At 41.0% G+C, this 16,754-nt stretch carries 12 protein-coding genes and 1 pseudogene; 9 read left to right on the top strand and 4 right to left on the bottom strand.

Annotation, left to right across the window (positions count from 1 at the left end):
- Nucleotides 1-548 precede the first annotated feature (548 nt).
- From H6G96_RS12910 to H6G96_RS12895, 4 genes are all read left to right on the top strand, one after another.
- Entirely contained in the window at nt 549-2,288 is a 1,740-nt protein-coding gene (locus H6G96_RS12910) for a diflavin flavoprotein (protein WP_190911833.1), read from the top strand.
- Between the two features lie 176 nt (nt 2,289-2,464).
- Nucleotides 2,465-4,177: a diflavin flavoprotein gene (locus H6G96_RS12905; RefSeq protein WP_190911832.1), complete on the top strand. Its 1,713-nt coding sequence runs from the start codon at nt 2,465-2,467 to the stop codon at nt 4,175-4,177.
- Nucleotides 4,178-4,541: 364 nt separating this feature from the next.
- A complete protein-coding gene (locus H6G96_RS12900) occupies nt 4,542-4,838 on the top strand; it encodes a DUF4915 domain-containing protein (protein WP_199339518.1) in 297 nt (98 codons plus the stop codon).
- Nucleotides 4,839-5,346: 508 nt separating this feature from the next.
- Nucleotides 5,347-5,526, top strand: coding sequence for a hypothetical protein (locus tag H6G96_RS12895; protein WP_190911831.1), 180 nt, complete (start codon nt 5,347-5,349; stop codon nt 5,524-5,526).
- Between the two features lie 20 nt (nt 5,527-5,546).
- On the opposite strand, the pseudogene H6G96_RS12890 reads toward H6G96_RS12895, so the two are convergent.
- A pseudogene (locus tag H6G96_RS12890) lies at nt 5,547-6,147 on the bottom strand (cation:dicarboxylase symporter family transporter); the annotation flags it as partial.
- Between the two features lie 332 nt (nt 6,148-6,479).
- Between H6G96_RS12890 and H6G96_RS12885 the strand changes: the two are divergent.
- The 5 genes from H6G96_RS12885 (at nt 6,480) to H6G96_RS12870 (ending at nt 11,723) form a co-directional block, all read left to right on the top strand.
- Nucleotides 6,480-9,110, top strand: a complete 2,631-nt coding sequence (locus H6G96_RS12885; RefSeq protein ID WP_190911830.1) for a DNA polymerase III subunit alpha — start codon at nt 6,480-6,482, stop codon at nt 9,108-9,110.
- Nucleotides 9,111-9,191: 81 nt separating this feature from the next.
- Nucleotides 9,192-9,524 carry a hypothetical protein gene (locus H6G96_RS12880; RefSeq protein WP_190911829.1) on the top strand — a complete coding sequence of 111 codons (333 nt, stop codon included), beginning with the start codon at nt 9,192-9,194 and terminating at the stop codon, nt 9,522-9,524.
- Nucleotides 9,525-9,769: 245 nt separating this feature from the next.
- Nucleotides 9,770-10,192 (top strand): hypothetical protein, encoded by a 423-nt coding sequence (locus tag H6G96_RS12875; protein WP_190911828.1) that lies wholly within the window; start codon nt 9,770-9,772, stop codon nt 10,190-10,192.
- A gap of 42 nt (nt 10,193-10,234) precedes the next feature.
- Nucleotides 10,235-10,363 carry a hypothetical protein gene (locus H6G96_RS42365; RefSeq protein ID WP_277932913.1) on the top strand — a complete coding sequence of 43 codons (129 nt, stop codon included), beginning with the start codon at nt 10,235-10,237 and terminating at the stop codon, nt 10,361-10,363.
- 136 nt (nt 10,364-10,499) lie between these two features.
- Nucleotides 10,500-11,723: an acetate kinase gene (locus H6G96_RS12870; RefSeq protein ID WP_190911827.1), complete on the top strand. Its 1,224-nt coding sequence runs from the start codon at nt 10,500-10,502 to the stop codon at nt 11,721-11,723.
- A 16-nt stretch (nt 11,724-11,739) separates the two neighbouring features.
- Here the strand turns inward: H6G96_RS12870 and H6G96_RS12865 are convergent, their stop codons facing one another.
- The 3 genes from H6G96_RS12865 to H6G96_RS12855 all read right to left on the bottom strand — a co-directional run bounded on the left by H6G96_RS12865 (nt 11,740) and on the right by H6G96_RS12855 (nt 16,322).
- Nucleotides 11,740-12,468, bottom strand: a complete 729-nt coding sequence (locus H6G96_RS12865; protein ID WP_190911826.1) for a peptidylprolyl isomerase — start codon at nt 12,466-12,468, stop codon at nt 11,740-11,742.
- 520 nt (nt 12,469-12,988) lie between these two features.
- Nucleotides 12,989-14,641 carry a vanadium-dependent haloperoxidase gene (locus tag H6G96_RS12860; RefSeq protein ID WP_190911825.1) on the bottom strand — a complete coding sequence of 551 codons (1,653 nt, stop codon included), beginning with the start codon at nt 14,639-14,641 and terminating at the stop codon, nt 12,989-12,991.
- Nucleotides 14,642-14,936: 295 nt separating this feature from the next.
- On the bottom strand, nt 14,937-16,322 hold the full coding sequence (locus H6G96_RS12855; RefSeq protein ID WP_190911824.1) for a calcium-binding protein: 1,386 nt from the start codon (nt 16,320-16,322) through the stop codon (nt 14,937-14,939).
- Nucleotides 16,323-16,754: the final 432 nt, after the last annotated feature.

Below are 16,754 nucleotides of genomic sequence, written 5' to 3'. Positions count from 1 at the left end.
TATGCGGATTGAAAAGGTGGAGGCAACTTGTCCTACCTTTCCTACCTTTCCTACCTTTCCTACCTTTCCTACCTTTCCGACTTAGTGAGAAGAGAGTAAATAAAAAAATTTCTTTTTCTACACATATAAATCTATTTTCTTAAGACATTGATTTTGCAATTGCCCAACATTTTACGTCATAATTACAGGGAGTTATTGTGGTTTTTGCTATTTTTTGAGGGTTTAGTAGGTTATTTGCAAAAATCAATATAGTTATAACAGCCTTGGCTTTTTAAGGTGTTTTTAATATTTCATGCGAAAAAATGTAGGATTATGACAATTTTTGACTATAAAATATAAGATAATTAGCATAAATAAAGTTTCACTGCGTATTGATAAGTAAAATAATATTTACTATATTTTTGGAGTTACAAATATTGCTAAAAAATAGCAGTATTTGATACAAGTTAAATTTTTCAAAAACTGACATTCATTACAACTTAAAATAAAAATAATAGGGACAATGGGGGCAGAAGAAAAACCTGTTAATTTGCGCTCGGAGACGAATAATGGTAGCGATGTCTACGACCGGCAATGCCCACGCAGAGAACGTTCAGCATCGGTTAACTATACAAACTGTAGAAATTGCCCCTAATACAACAGCGATTCGCTCTCTTGATTGGGATCGCGATCGCTTCGATATCGAATTCGGACTGCAAAACGGCACAACCTACAATTCATATCTAATTAGGGGTGAACAAACAGTTTTAATTGATACTTCTCACCAGAAGTTTCGCGATCTGTATTTAGAGACTCTAAAAAGTCTTGTTAACCCTAAAACAATTGATTACATAATTGTCAGCCACACAGAGCCAGACCATAGCGGCTTGGTGGAAGATGTTCTTCAGTTAGCTCCTAGAGCTACCGTTTTAGCATCAAAAGTTGCGCTTCAGTTTTTAGAAGGGTTAGTCCACGATCCATTTTCTAAGCGAGTTGTCAAAACTGGCGATCGCATAGATATAGGTAAGGGACACGAAATGGAATTCGTGAGTGCGCCTAACCTGCACTGGCCAGATACAATCTTTAGCTTTGACCGCAAAACCCAAATTCTCTACACCTGTGATGCTTTTGGGATGCACTTCTGTGACGATCGCACCTTCGACGAAGATTTAGAAGCAATCGAAGCTGACTTTAGATTTTACTACGACTGCTTAATGGGCCCTAACGCTCGTTCGTTGCTGAATGCGATGAAGCGGATGGGTGATCTCGGAAAGATTAATATTATCGCCAACGGTCACGGTCCGTTACTATATCACCATCTAGATGTTCTAACGGGGTGCTACGAAAATTGGAGCCAAAAACAAGCTAAAGCAGAAACAACAGTTGGCTTGTTTTTTGTCTCAGATTATGGGTATGGCGAACGCCTTGGTCACGCAATTGCCGAAGGTATACTGAAAACTGGCATTGGGGTAGAAGTACTGGATCTGAGTACTGCTGAGAGCCAAGAAATTCAAGAACTAGCCGGGAGAGCAGCTGGCATTATTATTGGTATGCCCCCGACTACTTCTGCCGCCGCTCAAGCTGGTATCAGTTCGGTGTTAGCTGTCGCCAAGAACAAGCAATTGATTGGGCTGTTTGAATGTTATGGTGGGGATGATGAACCCATTGATACACTCCGCAGACAATTTCTCAACTCTGGCATCAAAGAAGCTTTCCCACCCATTCGGATTAAAGAGGTTCCCAGCGCATCTACATTCCAGTTGTGTGAAGAAGCGGGTAAAGACATCGGACAATTACTGGTGCGCGATCGCAACATCAAGCAAATCAAGTCCCTTGATGTCAACATGGAAAAGGCATTGGGTCGCATTAGTAGTGGACTGTATATAGTCACCACCAAAAAAGATAATGCTTCAAGTGCAATGCTGGCATCCTGGGTAACACAAGCGAGTTTGCAACCATTAGGATTAACAATTGCCGTTGCCAAAGACCGCGCCATTGATTCCTTAATGCAAGTAGGCGATCGCTTCGTCCTCAACGTTTTGGAAGAAGGCAATTATCAAGAACTTAAAAAACACTTCCTCAAGCGCTTGCATCCTGGTGCTGATCGTTTTGCTGGGGTAAAAACTCAAACCGCGAAAAACGGTTCCCCAATTCTGACTGATGCTCTAGCATACATGGAATGTGAAATCCAGAGCAGCATGGAATGCAGCGACCACTGGATTTTATACTGCACCGTCCAAGAAGGTCGTGTCTCCAAAAACGATGGATTGACAGCCGTTCGCCATCGCAAAGTAGGTAATTACTACTAAGAAATAGGGAATGGGGAGTGGGGAGTAGGGAGTAGAGAATAAAGACGCGGGGGAGCTTATGAGCAGAGAAGAACTTGTACAAGTCTTTGCTCATTTCCCATTCCCCACTCCCCATTTCCCATTCCCCATTTCCCATTCCCCATTCCCCACTCCCCATTCCCCATTCACCAACAGCTATGACCAATTCCAAGCCACGCGACGTACAAGTTCTACCAATTGCTACAAATACTAAACTTCTGAAAGCACGTAGTTGGTCACGTCTGCGGTTTGAAATTGAATACGCACTTGAAAGAGGTACTACCTCCAATTGCTATTTAATTGAAGCTGATAAAACCGCACTTATTGATCCACCGCCAGAAAGCTTTACCGAAATTTATTTAGAGGCATTGCGCCAGACTTTAGATTTGCAAAGTTTGGATTATATAATCCTGGGTCATTTTAGCCCCAATAGAGTTGCAACCCTCAAAGCAATTTTAGAACTGGCACCACAAGTAACTTTTGTCTGTTCTCTTCCCGGTGCGAACAATTTGCGTGCTGCTTTCCTAGATCAGGATTTGAAAGTCTTGGTGATGCGGGGGAAAGAAACTCTGGATTTAGGAAAGGGTCATGTTTTAAAATTCTTACCCACTCCCAGCCCACGTTGGCCAGAAGGACTTTGTACCTACGATCAGCAAACCCAAATTCTCTACACAGATAAGTTATTTGCAACTCATCTCTGTGGTGATGAAGCGTTTGATGATAACTGGGAAGCGCTCAAAGAAGACCAGCGTTACTACTTTAACTGCCTGATGGCTCCCCAAACTCCTCATGTGCAAGCAGCTTTGGAGAAAATATCAGATTTGCAAGTGAGAATGTATGCTGTGGGTCACGGCCCATTGGTACGCACCAGCTTAATCGAACTCACCAAAGCTTATGCAGAGTGGAGCCGTTCTCACAACGATCGCGAGATTTCTGTTGCCTTACTTTATGCTTCAGCTTACGGGAATACGGCGACTTTAGCACAAGCGATCGCTCTGGGATTAACTAAAGGTGGAGTCGCAGTCAAATCAATTAACTGCGAATTTGCTACCCCTGATGAAATTCGCATCAACCTAGCACAGTCAGAGGGTTTTATCATTGGTTCTCCTACCATTGGTGGTCATGCGCCAACTCCCATTCATACAGCTTTAGGTATTGTGCTATCAAGCGGTGACAACAGCAAACTCGCTGGGGTATTTGGTTCTTATGGCTGGAGTGGCGAAGCCTTTGACTTAATTGAAGGTAAACTCCGGGATGCTGGATATCGCTTTGGCTTTGACACCCTAAAGGTGAAGTTTAAACCTGATGATGTCACTCTCAAGTTCTGTGAAGAACTAGGTACAGATTTTGCCCAAGCACTGAAAAAGGCTAAAAAGGTACGCTTACCACAACAAGCTGCTACTCCAGTAGAACAGGCTGTTGGTCGGATCGTTGGTTCCGTTTGCGTGGTGACAGCGAAACAAGGTGAAGTGTCTACCGCAATGTTAGGCGCTTGGGTTTCTCAAGCCACTTTCAACCCACCCGGATTAACTGTGGCGATCGCTAAAGACCGAGCGATCGAATCTTTGATGTATCCAGGCGGTAAGTTTGCCTTAAATATTCTACCTGAAGGCAATCATCAAGATTACATGAAGCATTTCCGTAAATCTTTTGCGCCTGGAGAAGACCGATTTGCCAACTTTAGTACAGCAGTTGCAGATAACGGCTGTACCGTTCTCACCGACGCTTTGGCATATTTAGAATGCTCAGTCAATCAACGTCTGGAATGTGGCGACCATTGGGTTGTGTATGCAACTGTGGATGAAGGAAAATTACTCAAGCCTGATGCTGTTACTGCCATTAACCATCGCAAAACTGGCACTCATTATTAAATAGTGAGAAACTTAACCTAACGAAACCGCTTTAGCTCAAATATAGCCAAAGCGTTTTATAACAAAAATTCTCTTTTTTCTTGTGGGATAGGCATCTTGCCGTCCCATTTTTTTGTAGATATGCAGATTACTACTTTGTCAAGTTAGTTTTGAGGGTTTGTAACAACGACTAAAGTTTTTACTACGAACTTACTTATAGCATTTCCAAAAATCTTTGCAACTTTAGTACACCCAAGTAAATTTTAGTTATCTACTAGATTATCTATCGTTAAACAAATGTTGAGGGTTTTTAAATTTTAGATTACATACAATATACTTTTGCACTACAAAGCTATCTATTGTTTAAAGGGACTTATTTAGCTGTTTGGGAACAGTCAGCGAAACCCACAGTTTTGTTCCTTTATGGCAGCCAACCTTTATCAGCAAGCCGGCGGCAGAAGATAGATGTCACCTGAATGGGTTGGCAATGCAGCAAGGAAAACCTAAATACGTCACTGCCGTCAGCCAGTCAGATGTGGCAGAAGGCTGGCGGGAGCATCGGGCAAATGGCGGCTGTGTCACTGGTAACAACATCATAGTGGCTGCTACTGATGAAATCTTGGCAACGCTGACTGGCATTAGTACCACAACACTCACTGCCGCTAATTTTACTATTGTCTAAATATTAAGGGGAGCAAGACATTGCTCCTTTTAAAAACTAATAATTACTATAGAACCAGCCTTATGATCAAATTGATTATAGATTCACAGTTAGTAACAGAAATTACAAGTTTTTTATAAGCTATAATTCGACACCTCAACGCCACACTACTCGGTTTTCTAACAGGCTACCTAGTTAAAATTCTGGATAGCAATGCCATTGCTTCCAAAAATCTTTGTAACAAATAAATTGACTGTAGGGTTATAGATTTATATGCTTTTACCAACGTATCTATACTAGAAATGTTGTGAAATAGTATGACTTGTCACAGAATGCGAAATCAGAAAAATGCTGTGTGCGATTTCAGTATTAAAGCGGAAACAAGATAAATTCACTTACTGAAATTCCGCAATTGCCACCAAGACAATTGCAAAAACGCAGTGTAGCCTTTAACTAGAAAAACAGTATGGCACTTGTTAAACAAAATGCCAACTATGGCCGCTAAACTTTTATAATATTTGTTGTTCTTATGGCTCCAAAACACACCAAAATTCAATTTCCTCTTTGGCAGTATCTAAACCAGCCTTTATTTAGTCAGGATACTAAATTAGTATTGAATCCCCAACGCTTTGCATTGATCTGGCGTCTTCGACTTCTAGAACGTTGCTGGGCTAAAGAATGTGATGCCAAAGGGCCTCAACAGCATTAAGTACCTGAAAAGCCCTAAAACTAAGCCTCGTCTACAGAACGAGGCTTTTTGCCGTCAAGTAAAGCACTGACAGTTATATCTCCTATAACATTACATTAATTGCAGTGCGGCAGCGATCCAAAAACCAGTCTATGGTGACTAGCAAAGCAATGTACTGGGTAGGTAAACCTACAGAAGTGAACACCAGTGTCATTGTTACCAGCCCAGCATTGGGAATATTCGTTGCACCTACAGATGCAAAAATCGAGGTAAGGATGACAATTAACTGCTGTTCTAGGCTCAGATGTCGCTCAATCAATTGAGAAATATACAACGCAGACATTGCTTCAATATTGAAATTTGCTCCTACTAATACCCCCAAGGCAACAGAAGATTCCCTTAAACCAACTTTTTTTCCAAAACTTCAAAGGTTATGGGCATTGCCGCCGCACAAGAAGAAGTTGAAAAAGGTGTCAAAAAGGCATCAGAACCGCCAGCGAACAATTTTAGCGGGTGTACCCAAGAACCAAATTTTACTCTGGTGAGGTAGTAGCACGCCTGTAATGCCATTGCTAACAGCACCGCCACGATAAATGCATCCAAAGATTTAAACGGTGCAAATCCTTGCATAGCAACTGTACGCAACGCTTGTCGCACAGGGGAAGGGCTTGCTCCCCCAGCTAATAGCCTCGTTCCCCTCTGCCTCTTTGCTCAGGAGGGTACACTGCCACCAAGAGCTAGCTTTGGTTTCAGGCAAAGAAGTAGTCTCTATTTCACTCATTAGTTAGATGCTGATTAACTGCTGTAACTATTAAAACAATATTGATGACAGTGGCAATTTCAAAAAAAGAACAGCTTTAATTTTAGGTAAAAACTGCTAATGTAATATTCCGTTGCTTTGCAAAATCAGGCTTGAAAGGGTATACCACAAGGTAGGCCCCTAGAGATATCTTGGCTTGTGGTTGGAGATGCTTATGTCCTTTGTACCTTTACATATTCACAGTGACTATAGTCTACTCGATGGGGCAAGTCAGCTACCAGAGTTGGTAAATCAAGCGATCGCACTGGGTATGAAAGCGATCGCCCTTACCGATCATGGTGTCATGTATGGAGCCGTTGAACTAATCAAAATCTGCCGTAGTCAAAATATTAAGCCGATTATCGGCAATGAAATGTATATAATTAACGGCGATATTGAGAAACAAGAACGCCGTCCCAAATATCATCAAGTTGTTTTAGCTAAAAATACCAAAGGTTACAAAAATTTAGTCAAATTAACTACAATTTCTCACCTCAAAGGTGTTCAAGGCAAAGGAATTTTTTCTCGTCCTTGTATTAATAAAGATTTACTAAAACAATATCATGAAGGCTTGATTGTCACCAGTGCTTGTTTGGGTGGAGAAATTCCCCAAGCGATTCTCAGTAATAGACCAGATGCAGCCCGGAAAGTTGCTCAGTGGTATAAAGACGTATTTGGTGATGACTATTATTTAGAAATTCAAGACCACGGCTCCCAAGAAGACCGAATTGTTAATGTTGAAATCGTCAAAATTGCGCGCGAGCTTGGCATTAAAATTGTTGCGACTAATGATTCTCATTTTATTTCTTGTTTTGACGTTGAAGCCCACGACGCTTTGCTATGTATTCAAACTGGCAAGCTAATTATTGAAGATAAGCGAATGCGTTATAGTGGCACAGAATATCTCAAATCTGGTGAGGAGATGCAGCAGCTATTTCGTGACCATTTGCCGGATGATGTGATCAGCGAAGCGATCGCTACCACGGAGGAAGTTGCTGATAAAGTCGAGCCTTACCATATTATGGGTGAGCCTCAGATTCCTACACCTCCAATTCCCTCTGGTCATACTGCTGACACTTACGCCGAAGATGTTGCATGGAGTGGACTTTTAGAACGCTTAAATCGCAAATCTCGCCAAGAAGTCGATTCCGTCTATAAAGAAAGATTGGAATACGAACTAAAAATGATTCAACAAATGGGTTTTTCCAAATATTTTTTAGTTGTTTGGGATTACATCAAGTTTGCTAGGGATAATAACATTCCTGTGGGACCTGGTCGAGGTTCGGCGGCTGGTTCATTAGTTGCCTATGCAATGCGAATTACTAATATTGACCCTGTACATCATGGGTTACTATTTGAACGTTTTCTGAACCCAGAACGGAAATCCATGCCTGATATTGATACGGATTTCTGTATTGAACAACGGGATAAAGTTATTGATTATGTAACTGAGAAATATGGTGCAGATAGAGTTGCCCAAATTATTACTTTTAACCGCCTAACATCTAAAGCAGTTTTGAAAGATGTCGCCAGAGTATTGAACATTCCTTATGGGGAAGCTGATAAAATGGCGAAATTAATTCCTGTGGTGCGGGGTAAACCAACGAAACTCAAGGTGATGGTTTCCGATCAAACCCCAGAACCAGAGTTTAAACAGAAATATGATAAAGAACCCCATGTTCGCCATTGGCTTGACATGGCGATGCGAATTGAAGGAACTAATAAAACTTTTGGTGTTCATGCAGCAGGTGTAGTAATTTCTGCCGATCCACTTGATGAAATTGTGCCGCTACAGAAGAATAATGACGGTTCTGTGATAACCCAGTATTTCATGGAAGACTTGGAATCAATGGGTTTGTTGAAAATGGATTTTCTGGGTTTGCGGAACCTGACACTGATTCAAAAAACCCTTGATTTAATTCAAGAAACTAAAGGATATCGTGTTGACCCTGATGAAATTACCCATCAAGAAAGAAAAGCACAGAAGATATTAGCTAAAGGTGAACATAGTACTCTACCAAAAGATGTACAAAAAACTTATGAACTATTAGAAGCAGGTGAGTTAGAAGGGATATTTCAATTAGAATCCTCTGGTATGCGTCAGATAGTGCGAGATTTGAAACCTTCTAATATAGAAGATATTTCTTCAATTTTGGCACTTTATCGACCTGGGCCATTAGATGCAGGATTGATTCCTAAGTTTATTAACCGCAAACATGGTCGAGAAAAGATTGATTATCAACACACCATTCTGGAAACGATATTAGACGAAACTTATGGAATTATGGTCTATCAAGAGCAAATCATGAAAATTGCTCAGGATATGGCTGGATATTCCTTAGGACAAGCTGACTTGCTGCGCCGGGCCATGGGTAAGAAGAAAGTTTCTGAGATGCAAAAACAGCGCGAAAAATTCGTGGATGGCGCAGCGAAAAATGGCGTTCAGAAAAAAGTTGCGGATGAATTATTTGAGCAAATGTTGAAGTTTGCTGAATATTGTTTAAGCTATGACACGGAAATATTGACAGTAGAATATGGATTCCTGCTGATTGGAGAGATTGTAGAAAAACGTATTGAATGTAATGTGTACAGCGTTGATAATAATGGAAATATTTACACGCAACCTGTAGCACAGTGGCACGATCGCGGACAACAAGAGGTGTTTGAGTATTGTTTGGAAGATGGTTCAATAATTCGGGCAACAAAAGACCATAAATTTATGACTGTTGATGGTCAAATGTTGCCAATTGATGAAATTTTTGAACGCGAATTGGATTTAATGCGGGTTGATAATTTGCCGAGTTAGCTAGAATAAAACTTTAGTAGTATGAGATTATGCTGTTGAATTAGTAGCGATCATATTTGCAAGGCAAACACTTTTATTTTTATGGTTGCTGAAAGCCTCAAACAAGACCCATTGCCTGAGCAGTTACTTTGGTCGGGTGAAGTGCATCGAACAAAGTGGAAAGTCTACTGCATAGAGGTGAATCATCCCGTTAGGGAGAAATTTGATGAGCAGAAGCTTGACGAATATGGATTAGCAGATTCAAGCGATCCATTCTGGCGGTTACGGTTTGAGAGCCAAGATGGTGAATCTTTTGAAACAACTTGGTTTCCACAAAATCGAATTATCTTCGGCACATTGAGTGGATGGTCGAAGTCAGCAATTGGGGATTTGAAAAATGCTCTCATTCAACACCGATGGCAGGGTTCTAAATAGTTTTTTGGGTGCGATCGCTCCATTGATGGATAGAACCCAGCGAGATGTTACAAAAGATATTACGAGTTTTAAATGACTCGGATAAAGTAAGTAAGAAAATTTACAGATGTGAGATTTTCAAATGGGTTTATACAGGTAATAAATACGAGTCGTTTACATTGAGGAAAAATCAATCGCTAAAAAATTATATACATCGACCGAAAATAGTGAAAATAACTGAGGCTCACAAGCATTGAGGTCTGATCTTGAAAAGGTTTTTATTTGTCGGTGGCGTGCTGCTAATTCTTTTTATTTATTTTGGTTTAAACTATTCTGGCTTCTGTTTTGCAGAAATGCGTTACCTAAGTAACGAAGAAAAAATTAGAGCAGTATTTGATTATCAAAATAGCCGGGATACATTACCGATAGAAAACTTCCCAGATCCCAAGCACATTAAGTATAAAAGCTTCGATGAATATATAGGATTGTATCCAGAATGCTGTTCCGTCAATCCCGGCGGTCCTTATGAAGTTCCTCCTACAAAATTTCTTGATCGCATTCTTGGATATGATTCGGGCGATGTTGTAGTTACTAATTTTAAAGTACGTTATTTGAATGAAAACGGTTCACTCGAAACAGCAGAAGTTCGCTTTGATAACTACTTGCAAAACTGTGGGAAGCCTCGATAATAATTCCCTCGGACATTAAACCAGAAGTATCGGAGAAAAATTATGGTTCAACTAAATAAAAACAATATAACAAATCAATATTTATACGGGCAATTAACCACTCCAACAAATCTTGCAGATGAGAGTTTGATTCGCTTTAAAGATGCTACTACAGAGATAGAAAATCTATGAGCTATCGCTTTGAAAAATCATTCAGCAAGTTTTATCCCTAAAAACACACCTTTGCTGGATATTATGCCTATAGGGTAGAAGCATAAGGTTACACTTAGTGACACGATCAAAGGAGATCGTGTTTTTATGTTGTTATATGAAGATATTGGTGCTGAATGCCGGATCGAGCAGCCAAAAGAGTTGTCTGTATGAGATTGCAGATAATGCTCTCCCTACCCAAGCAGCCCAACCCATTTGGGAAGGGAAAATCAACTGGATTCAAGATCGGGGTGTGGCAGAAATTGATGTGAAAACTGGTACGGGTGCAACACTGCAAAAATCAATTTCTGGTGATTTTCCACAGGCACACCTCTCTTATATACTCAATACACTTAGTGATGGTGATACCAAGGTAATCGATCGGTTGTCAGAAATCGATGTGGTGGGGCATCGGATAGTACATGGTGGAGAGGATTATCGAGATAGTGTGGTAATTACCGAGGATGTTAAAAAGGCGATCGCTCGTCTATCTAACCTAGCTCCAGCACATAATCCAGCCGCTTTATCAGGCATAGAAGCAATTGAAAAAATCTTAAAAGATGTCACTCAAGTAGCAGTCTTTGATACTGGTTTTCATGCCACTCTACCCGATGCCGCAGCAATCTATCCCGGGCCCTATGAGTGGGTAGAACAAGGTATCCGTCGCTATGGGTTTCACGGTATCAGTCACCAATATTGTTCTCAACATGCTGCCCAAATTCTCGGTCAAGATGTTCCCCCTGAGCGGTTAATTATTTGTCATTTGGGTAATGGCTGCTCTTTGGCGGCGATTAAAAACGGTCGCAGCATTGATACCACAATGGGATTCACACCCCTAGACGGATTGATGATGGGTAATCGTTCTGGTTCAGTTGATCCGGGAATTTTGATTTACCTATTGCAGTACTGTGATTACTCCGTCGAAAGGTTGGATCATATATTAAATAAAGCCTCTGGATTAAAAGGAATTTCGGGTGTATCTAGCGATATGCGTGAGGTAAGAGAAGCGATTGCTCAAGGTAATTTCCGCGCTCAACTAGCGTGGGATATCTACGTACACCGCCTGCGTTCTGGTATCGGTGCAATGCTTAGTAGTTTGGGCGGGTTAGATACTTTGGTGTTCACAGCAGGCGTAGGTGAACACTCTGCGGAAATTCGCCAAGCCGCCTGTGAAGCCTTTGGTTTTTTAGGATTGAAACTTGATATTGAGAGAAATCAACAGCAGCCTGTTGATGAGGATATTGCCACACCCGATTCAGCAGTGCGAGTATTAGTTATCCATACTCAAGAAGATTGGGCGATCGCCGGGCAGTGTTGGCAATTATTAAAAAATAGTTATTGAGCTACAAATAGTTTGACTAGGGCAGCATACCTATTTCACCTATTTGATTGAACTGCTCTTGTAACCAAGCTGCGAAAAGTTCACTCAAAAGTCGCTGGCGCATGAGATCATCTAACTGCGCTGGAATCAACTTTTCCATTCTGAGGATCACCATCGATTCCCCTAAGCGAGTGGGAGGCCAAAGTTGACCAGGTTGGCTAACAGATAGCATCTTTGCCAGCGTTTGGTGGCAATTACTTAGAGAAACTGGCCCGATTAACCCGCCATTAGACGCATTAGCATCTTGAGAGTACTTGCGGGCGAGTTCAGCAAAATCTGCTTCTTTTTCTAGGATACGAAAATAGAGTTCTTGGGCAGCCAAATCATTAGTCTGAATTAAAGAAAAAAGCACCTGATCAAACTCCGACTGGCGACTTCGGAAGTAAGATTCCAGTTGGTTTCCCCAAGTAGCCTGCTTAAATTTTTCAATTTTTAGCGATCGCCTAACATAAGTTTGTAGTTGTTGTGCTGTCATGCCATTGCGTTTTAGCCAAGTCTGAAGTTCTCTATTTGAATCCAAGTGATTTTTTTGACAAAACTTCTCATAAGCACTCTCTTCTTCCTCAAGCGTATGGGTAAAAGGAGCGATCGCTTCATCAATAATTAATTCAAATAACAACCGAGGCAGCAATTGATAACTAGCTAGTAAAGGGACAATTTCTTCAGATGTGATAGTGCGGTTCCCGACTTGTAAAACTACAGTCATAACTTTGAGAAAGAGTAGGGTCGTAGAGAATAAAGATAGCTATAAGTTTTCATCAAAAGGAGAATATTAGAACTTACGCACTGTACAAATGCATCGTGATATGCATTATCTCAAATAGGAAGTTTTCAGGCTTTTCTTAATTATCCTGTGATGCCTACGGCGGTAAACTACGTAAATAGACGATGCTGTAGGGGCACAGCATTGCTGTGCCCTTACGAAAGATATGGTTTTTAACCTTAATCCATATTTGATATTTCCATTTAGTTTTAGCTTTAGGCTTTTAAATTGATTCTCATGTTGAAATTCGCTTGCTCTCAGACTTTTTAAATTTTGGATTTTGAATCTTCAATCCAAAATCCAAAATTTAAAATCTGTGAGTATACAGCAGTTTTCTTTTGCATGAGGTACAAAGTCACTGGTTTTGAGGCAGGAGGCAGCTATGCTGGAGGCAGGAGGGAGAAGAATAATTTGATTTGTGAATCCTTGGTTCTGTACTTCATTTAGCTGCAAACTGCTGTATCTAAACCGGAGTCAAAAAGCTATTAAACACGGAACTGGCGACATTCCTACCTACTCCCACCCCGTCTATAGTGGCTGCTTCGATATGAACACCACCAAAAATCCGGCTATCAGCATCCTCTTGGGCTGCCTGCGAAAAGCTGCCGTAATAGCGAGCAACACCAGGTAATTCTTGTGAAGGAATATCAAAACTGATGTTATCAGTACCGTAGAAAAGTTTCAGAATTTCGGCTGATGCACCACCAAATACAGAATGCCCAGATATGTAATCGGGGAATGGTGGGGTATCTAGTAACGGCTCCCAATTAGGATCAGCAATCGTATTGGGATTGTTGTCTTGATCCGCATTACGGATTGCAGTAATTGGGCGCAATTGCTCATAGACATATTTGGTGTCCCAGGCAACAATACCCGCATCAGCTTGAGCAATGTTCAGCAGCGCAAATAAACGGGCATTCTCCTCCAGAGTATTGTTTTGAGCCAATGCTACTTCTTGGGCGAGTTCGTTAAACTGACCTGGTGGCCTGAAAGTATCGCCGCGATCGTAAGCCCAGAATTGGGCAATTTCCGTCTGATCTGCGGTGCGAACAGTGCTGTTTTCAGCACCAAGCGCCTTAACTTGATTAAAATCTCTCGTATACTGAGGGCTACCATATTCAGGGGAAGTATCTGGACGGAACAGGACAACACTGTCTATAGCAAAGGGAGTTACTAGACCCCACTGAGGCAATGCTGCTGATGCAAAATTGGTACTATTATTTGTTGTTTCACCATCGGTAAAAGTTGGCTTCCAATCACCAAAGCCAGTTCCCGGCGTGTATGGCCCTTGTGCAGTACTTGAACCATCATTTTTCCGGTTATCCAGTATTTGCTGGGCAACCCTGTTTCCGATCGCAATGCCGTTGTTCTCAGCCGTACCATCCGGGATTTCTGCAAGAGACCTTTGCCGCTGTTCATCGAACGTAGTTTTTTGATTTGGGAACAAATTGACCAGCGTTCGGTAGGCAGCTTCAACTGCCGCAGCTTCTTTTGATGCCCCGGCAGCTTCCGACGCGCTGATGTTTACTAAATAAGGCTTATAACTCCGGTCAATTGCGTTGACGGCATCAAAAACTGCCGCCTGAACGATCGCCTGATTACGTGCCGCTAGTGGAGGTGCTGTTCCCGATGCTTGTATGGCATTTAAGAGAATTGAATTCCATTGAATCACAACGTCACCTCCAGTAATTAACTGGCTGGCTACATTGTTGGCGGTATTACTTTCAGTAACGTTACTACCTGGCTCTACCTGTCCAATCAGATAGTAGAGTCCTGGAGAGACAACACTTGCAGTCCGGAACTCAGATCCTGCAAAATCCACAGTAAATGTTTTAGATTGACCAGGCGCTAAATTAACCGTTTGAGCATTCAAACTGCCCAAAAACTCATCTTTGCCCCTGAGTAAATCGCTTGCACCCCTTGATTGTTCGAGTGTGTTTAGGGAATTGATGTCAAGAACTTTATCGGTTGATCCATACAATTTGAGGTTTACAGGCCCATTGAACCCTGTATCACCTTGATTCTTAACAACAATTTCCAGTTTTCCCTGTTCATCAGGAAAGATTGTCGGATTTTCGAGTATTTCAGCAAACTGGATAACAATATCTGAAGCCATAAAGCTTTTGTTCCTTTTTTTTGCAAGTAGGAATAAGGTAGTTTTTTTGCCTTCTGCTATTAAATGACTACCAAAAAATAAATCATCCAATCTTAATTTGTAGGGTGCATTAATGTTCGCGTAGGATGCCGTGGGCAAGTAACGCAAAATCTTAATTTATCTAATCAATCATGGTGCATTCACCGCAGATATAACGCACCCTACAAGTTGGATATTTTTTTAATTGGAAGCCTTTAAGACGTGCAGTAACGCTCAGACAATATTTTGGTTCAATACCTTGAGTCTGAATTTCTAGTCAAACAAAAATGAATTGATCGCTATTAGAAAGACTTAGATTGGAGAGCGAAATTCCTTCAACAATACCGATGAGTTCAGCCACAAATTGACCTTGGGTAAAAAATATTCCCGTACCCGATATCGAACTATCAAGAGATGCACCCAGTAAATACTGGCTTGCTGAACCTGCTAGCTGAATTTTATCTACACCACGGATAACACCGTCATTAATGAAACCAAAGTCTTTAATCAGAGCGTAGTCTTGAATACCGTTGGCGTTAAAATTGCCATCATTGTATAAAACTACACTATTAATAACACTATCATTACCATCTACATTTCTAGTATTTGCTTTTTCAAGTCCAAGAACAAATGTGTCGTTATTTTCTCCACCGATTAAAATATCTTGTTCGCCAAAGCCAAATCCTTGTTGCTGTTGACCATAGAACTCTGTATCAGTACCAATCAATACATCATTACCAATACCGCCATTAAGAGAGTCGTAACCCTGTCCAGCAACTAGTAAATCGTTTCCATCATCACCTTGGAGAGAGTCATTACCTCGACCACCATAAATTATATCATTGCCATTGTTACCAGAAACTGTATCGTTACCACTTACACCGGAATTGTTCTCTATGTCATCACCATAAAGTACGTCGTTGCCGTCTCCACCATTAATTTTATCGTTGTCTGCTCCACCTTCAATATAGTCATCACCAAAATCACCATAGATTTCATCTTGAAGGCCTTGACCATAGAGTTTATCGTTTCCATCACCACCAAAAATGGTGTCATTGCCACTTGCAATTAAGTCTGGATTTCCACTGGCACTATTGTCTCCAAAGATGATATCTTTGCCAGCAGCGCCCAGGAGGAAGTCGTTTCCACTTCCTCCGCTAATGAGGTCATCTCCATCGCCACCTAAGACTATATCATTGAGACCTAAACCAGTTATGATGTCATCCCCATTAGCACCAATGAGAATATCCGCATTTGGCGTGCCTCTAATTACTTGATTACTATCTTTATCCAAACCAGTTATGACATTGTCAACATTGCCTCCATCCTCAGAGACAATATCAGCTTGAATCGCATCGCTTTTAACCGACTTAACAGTGTTAAACCCTTTACCCCCAAGCCCCAAGGCAGTTTTAAAATTTCTGTCTTCAAGCGCCAAAGTGCTGACCAACTCGCTTTTTTGCTTGCCAGAGAGTGGCTTGGAGATTGTAGTATTAGATGCAACATTCGTACCTGTTTCTAGTAGCGCTAGACTTTCTAATCGAGTATTCTCATTTGTAAAAGATACTGGTTTAATTATTTGTGCTTGTGAAGTATCGAATGTGGTTGCTGCCGGATCTTTTAATTCTTCTAATTCTTGTTGTTCTACGCTGAGAGTTACCATTCTTGTGACCTCATTTCGTTAAATAATTTGGATGAAAGAACTAGTTTTGCTCAATTTAGACAGGGCAAGTTTTATCTTGCAATAATGTTGCAGGAAAGAGCGAACTTTTGATACTTCAAAAGCCTTTTTAACTTGAGAAATTCTGTATGAAAGTGTGTAAATCTTGGTTTAACTAGATGGAACAATACCAACATAGCTATATTCAGATATCGGGTTCAAACTGTTAGTTTTATGCCAAGTATTAGTTATTGTTACAACTCTTTACATAGCCCATAAAATACTATACCAAAGATAGACTATTTGTAATACCAATGTAAATTTTATACTCAGTAAGCTCAACCTCTTGCATTAACACTTCGACTTTGGTAGAGTTTGAGCGAATAAGTACTCTGATCGCTAAACTTATTTATTCTTGACAAGCTTGTTTGTGTC

Source organism: Nostoc sp. FACHB-892, from assembly GCF_014698795.1.
Taxonomy (GTDB): domain Bacteria; phylum Cyanobacteriota; class Cyanobacteriia; order Cyanobacteriales; family Nostocaceae; genus Nostoc.
Note: the sequence above shows the minus strand (reverse complement) of the source record. Positions and strands in the feature narration are given on the sequence as shown.

Excerpts from the sequence above, each read along its gene's own strand:
- H6G96_RS42365 (WP_277932913.1), top strand. The coding sequence starts at position 10,235 with ATGGTTCAACTAAATAAAAACAATATAACAAATCAATATTTATACGGG.
- H6G96_RS12855 (WP_190911824.1), bottom strand. The coding sequence starts at position 16,322 with ATGGTAACTCTCAGCGTAGAACAACAAGAATTAGAAGAATTAAAAGAT.
- H6G96_RS12865 (WP_190911826.1), bottom strand. The coding sequence starts at position 12,468 with ATGACTGTAGTTTTACAAGTCGGGAACCGCACTATCACATCTGAAGAA.
- H6G96_RS12895 (WP_190911831.1), top strand. The coding sequence starts at position 5,347 with ATGGCTCCAAAACACACCAAAATTCAATTTCCTCTTTGGCAGTATCTA.
- H6G96_RS12910 (WP_190911833.1), top strand. The coding sequence starts at position 549 with ATGGTAGCGATGTCTACGACCGGCAATGCCCACGCAGAGAACGTTCAG.
- H6G96_RS12870 (WP_190911827.1), top strand. The coding sequence starts at position 10,500 with ATGAAGATATTGGTGCTGAATGCCGGATCGAGCAGCCAAAAGAGTTGT.
- H6G96_RS12880 (WP_190911829.1), top strand. The coding sequence starts at position 9,192 with ATGGTTGCTGAAAGCCTCAAACAAGACCCATTGCCTGAGCAGTTACTT.
- H6G96_RS12905 (WP_190911832.1), top strand. The coding sequence starts at position 2,465 with ATGACCAATTCCAAGCCACGCGACGTACAAGTTCTACCAATTGCTACA.
- H6G96_RS12860 (WP_190911825.1), bottom strand. The coding sequence starts at position 14,641 with ATGGCTTCAGATATTGTTATCCAGTTTGCTGAAATACTCGAAAATCCG.
- H6G96_RS12885 (WP_190911830.1), top strand. The coding sequence starts at position 6,480 with ATGTCCTTTGTACCTTTACATATTCACAGTGACTATAGTCTACTCGAT.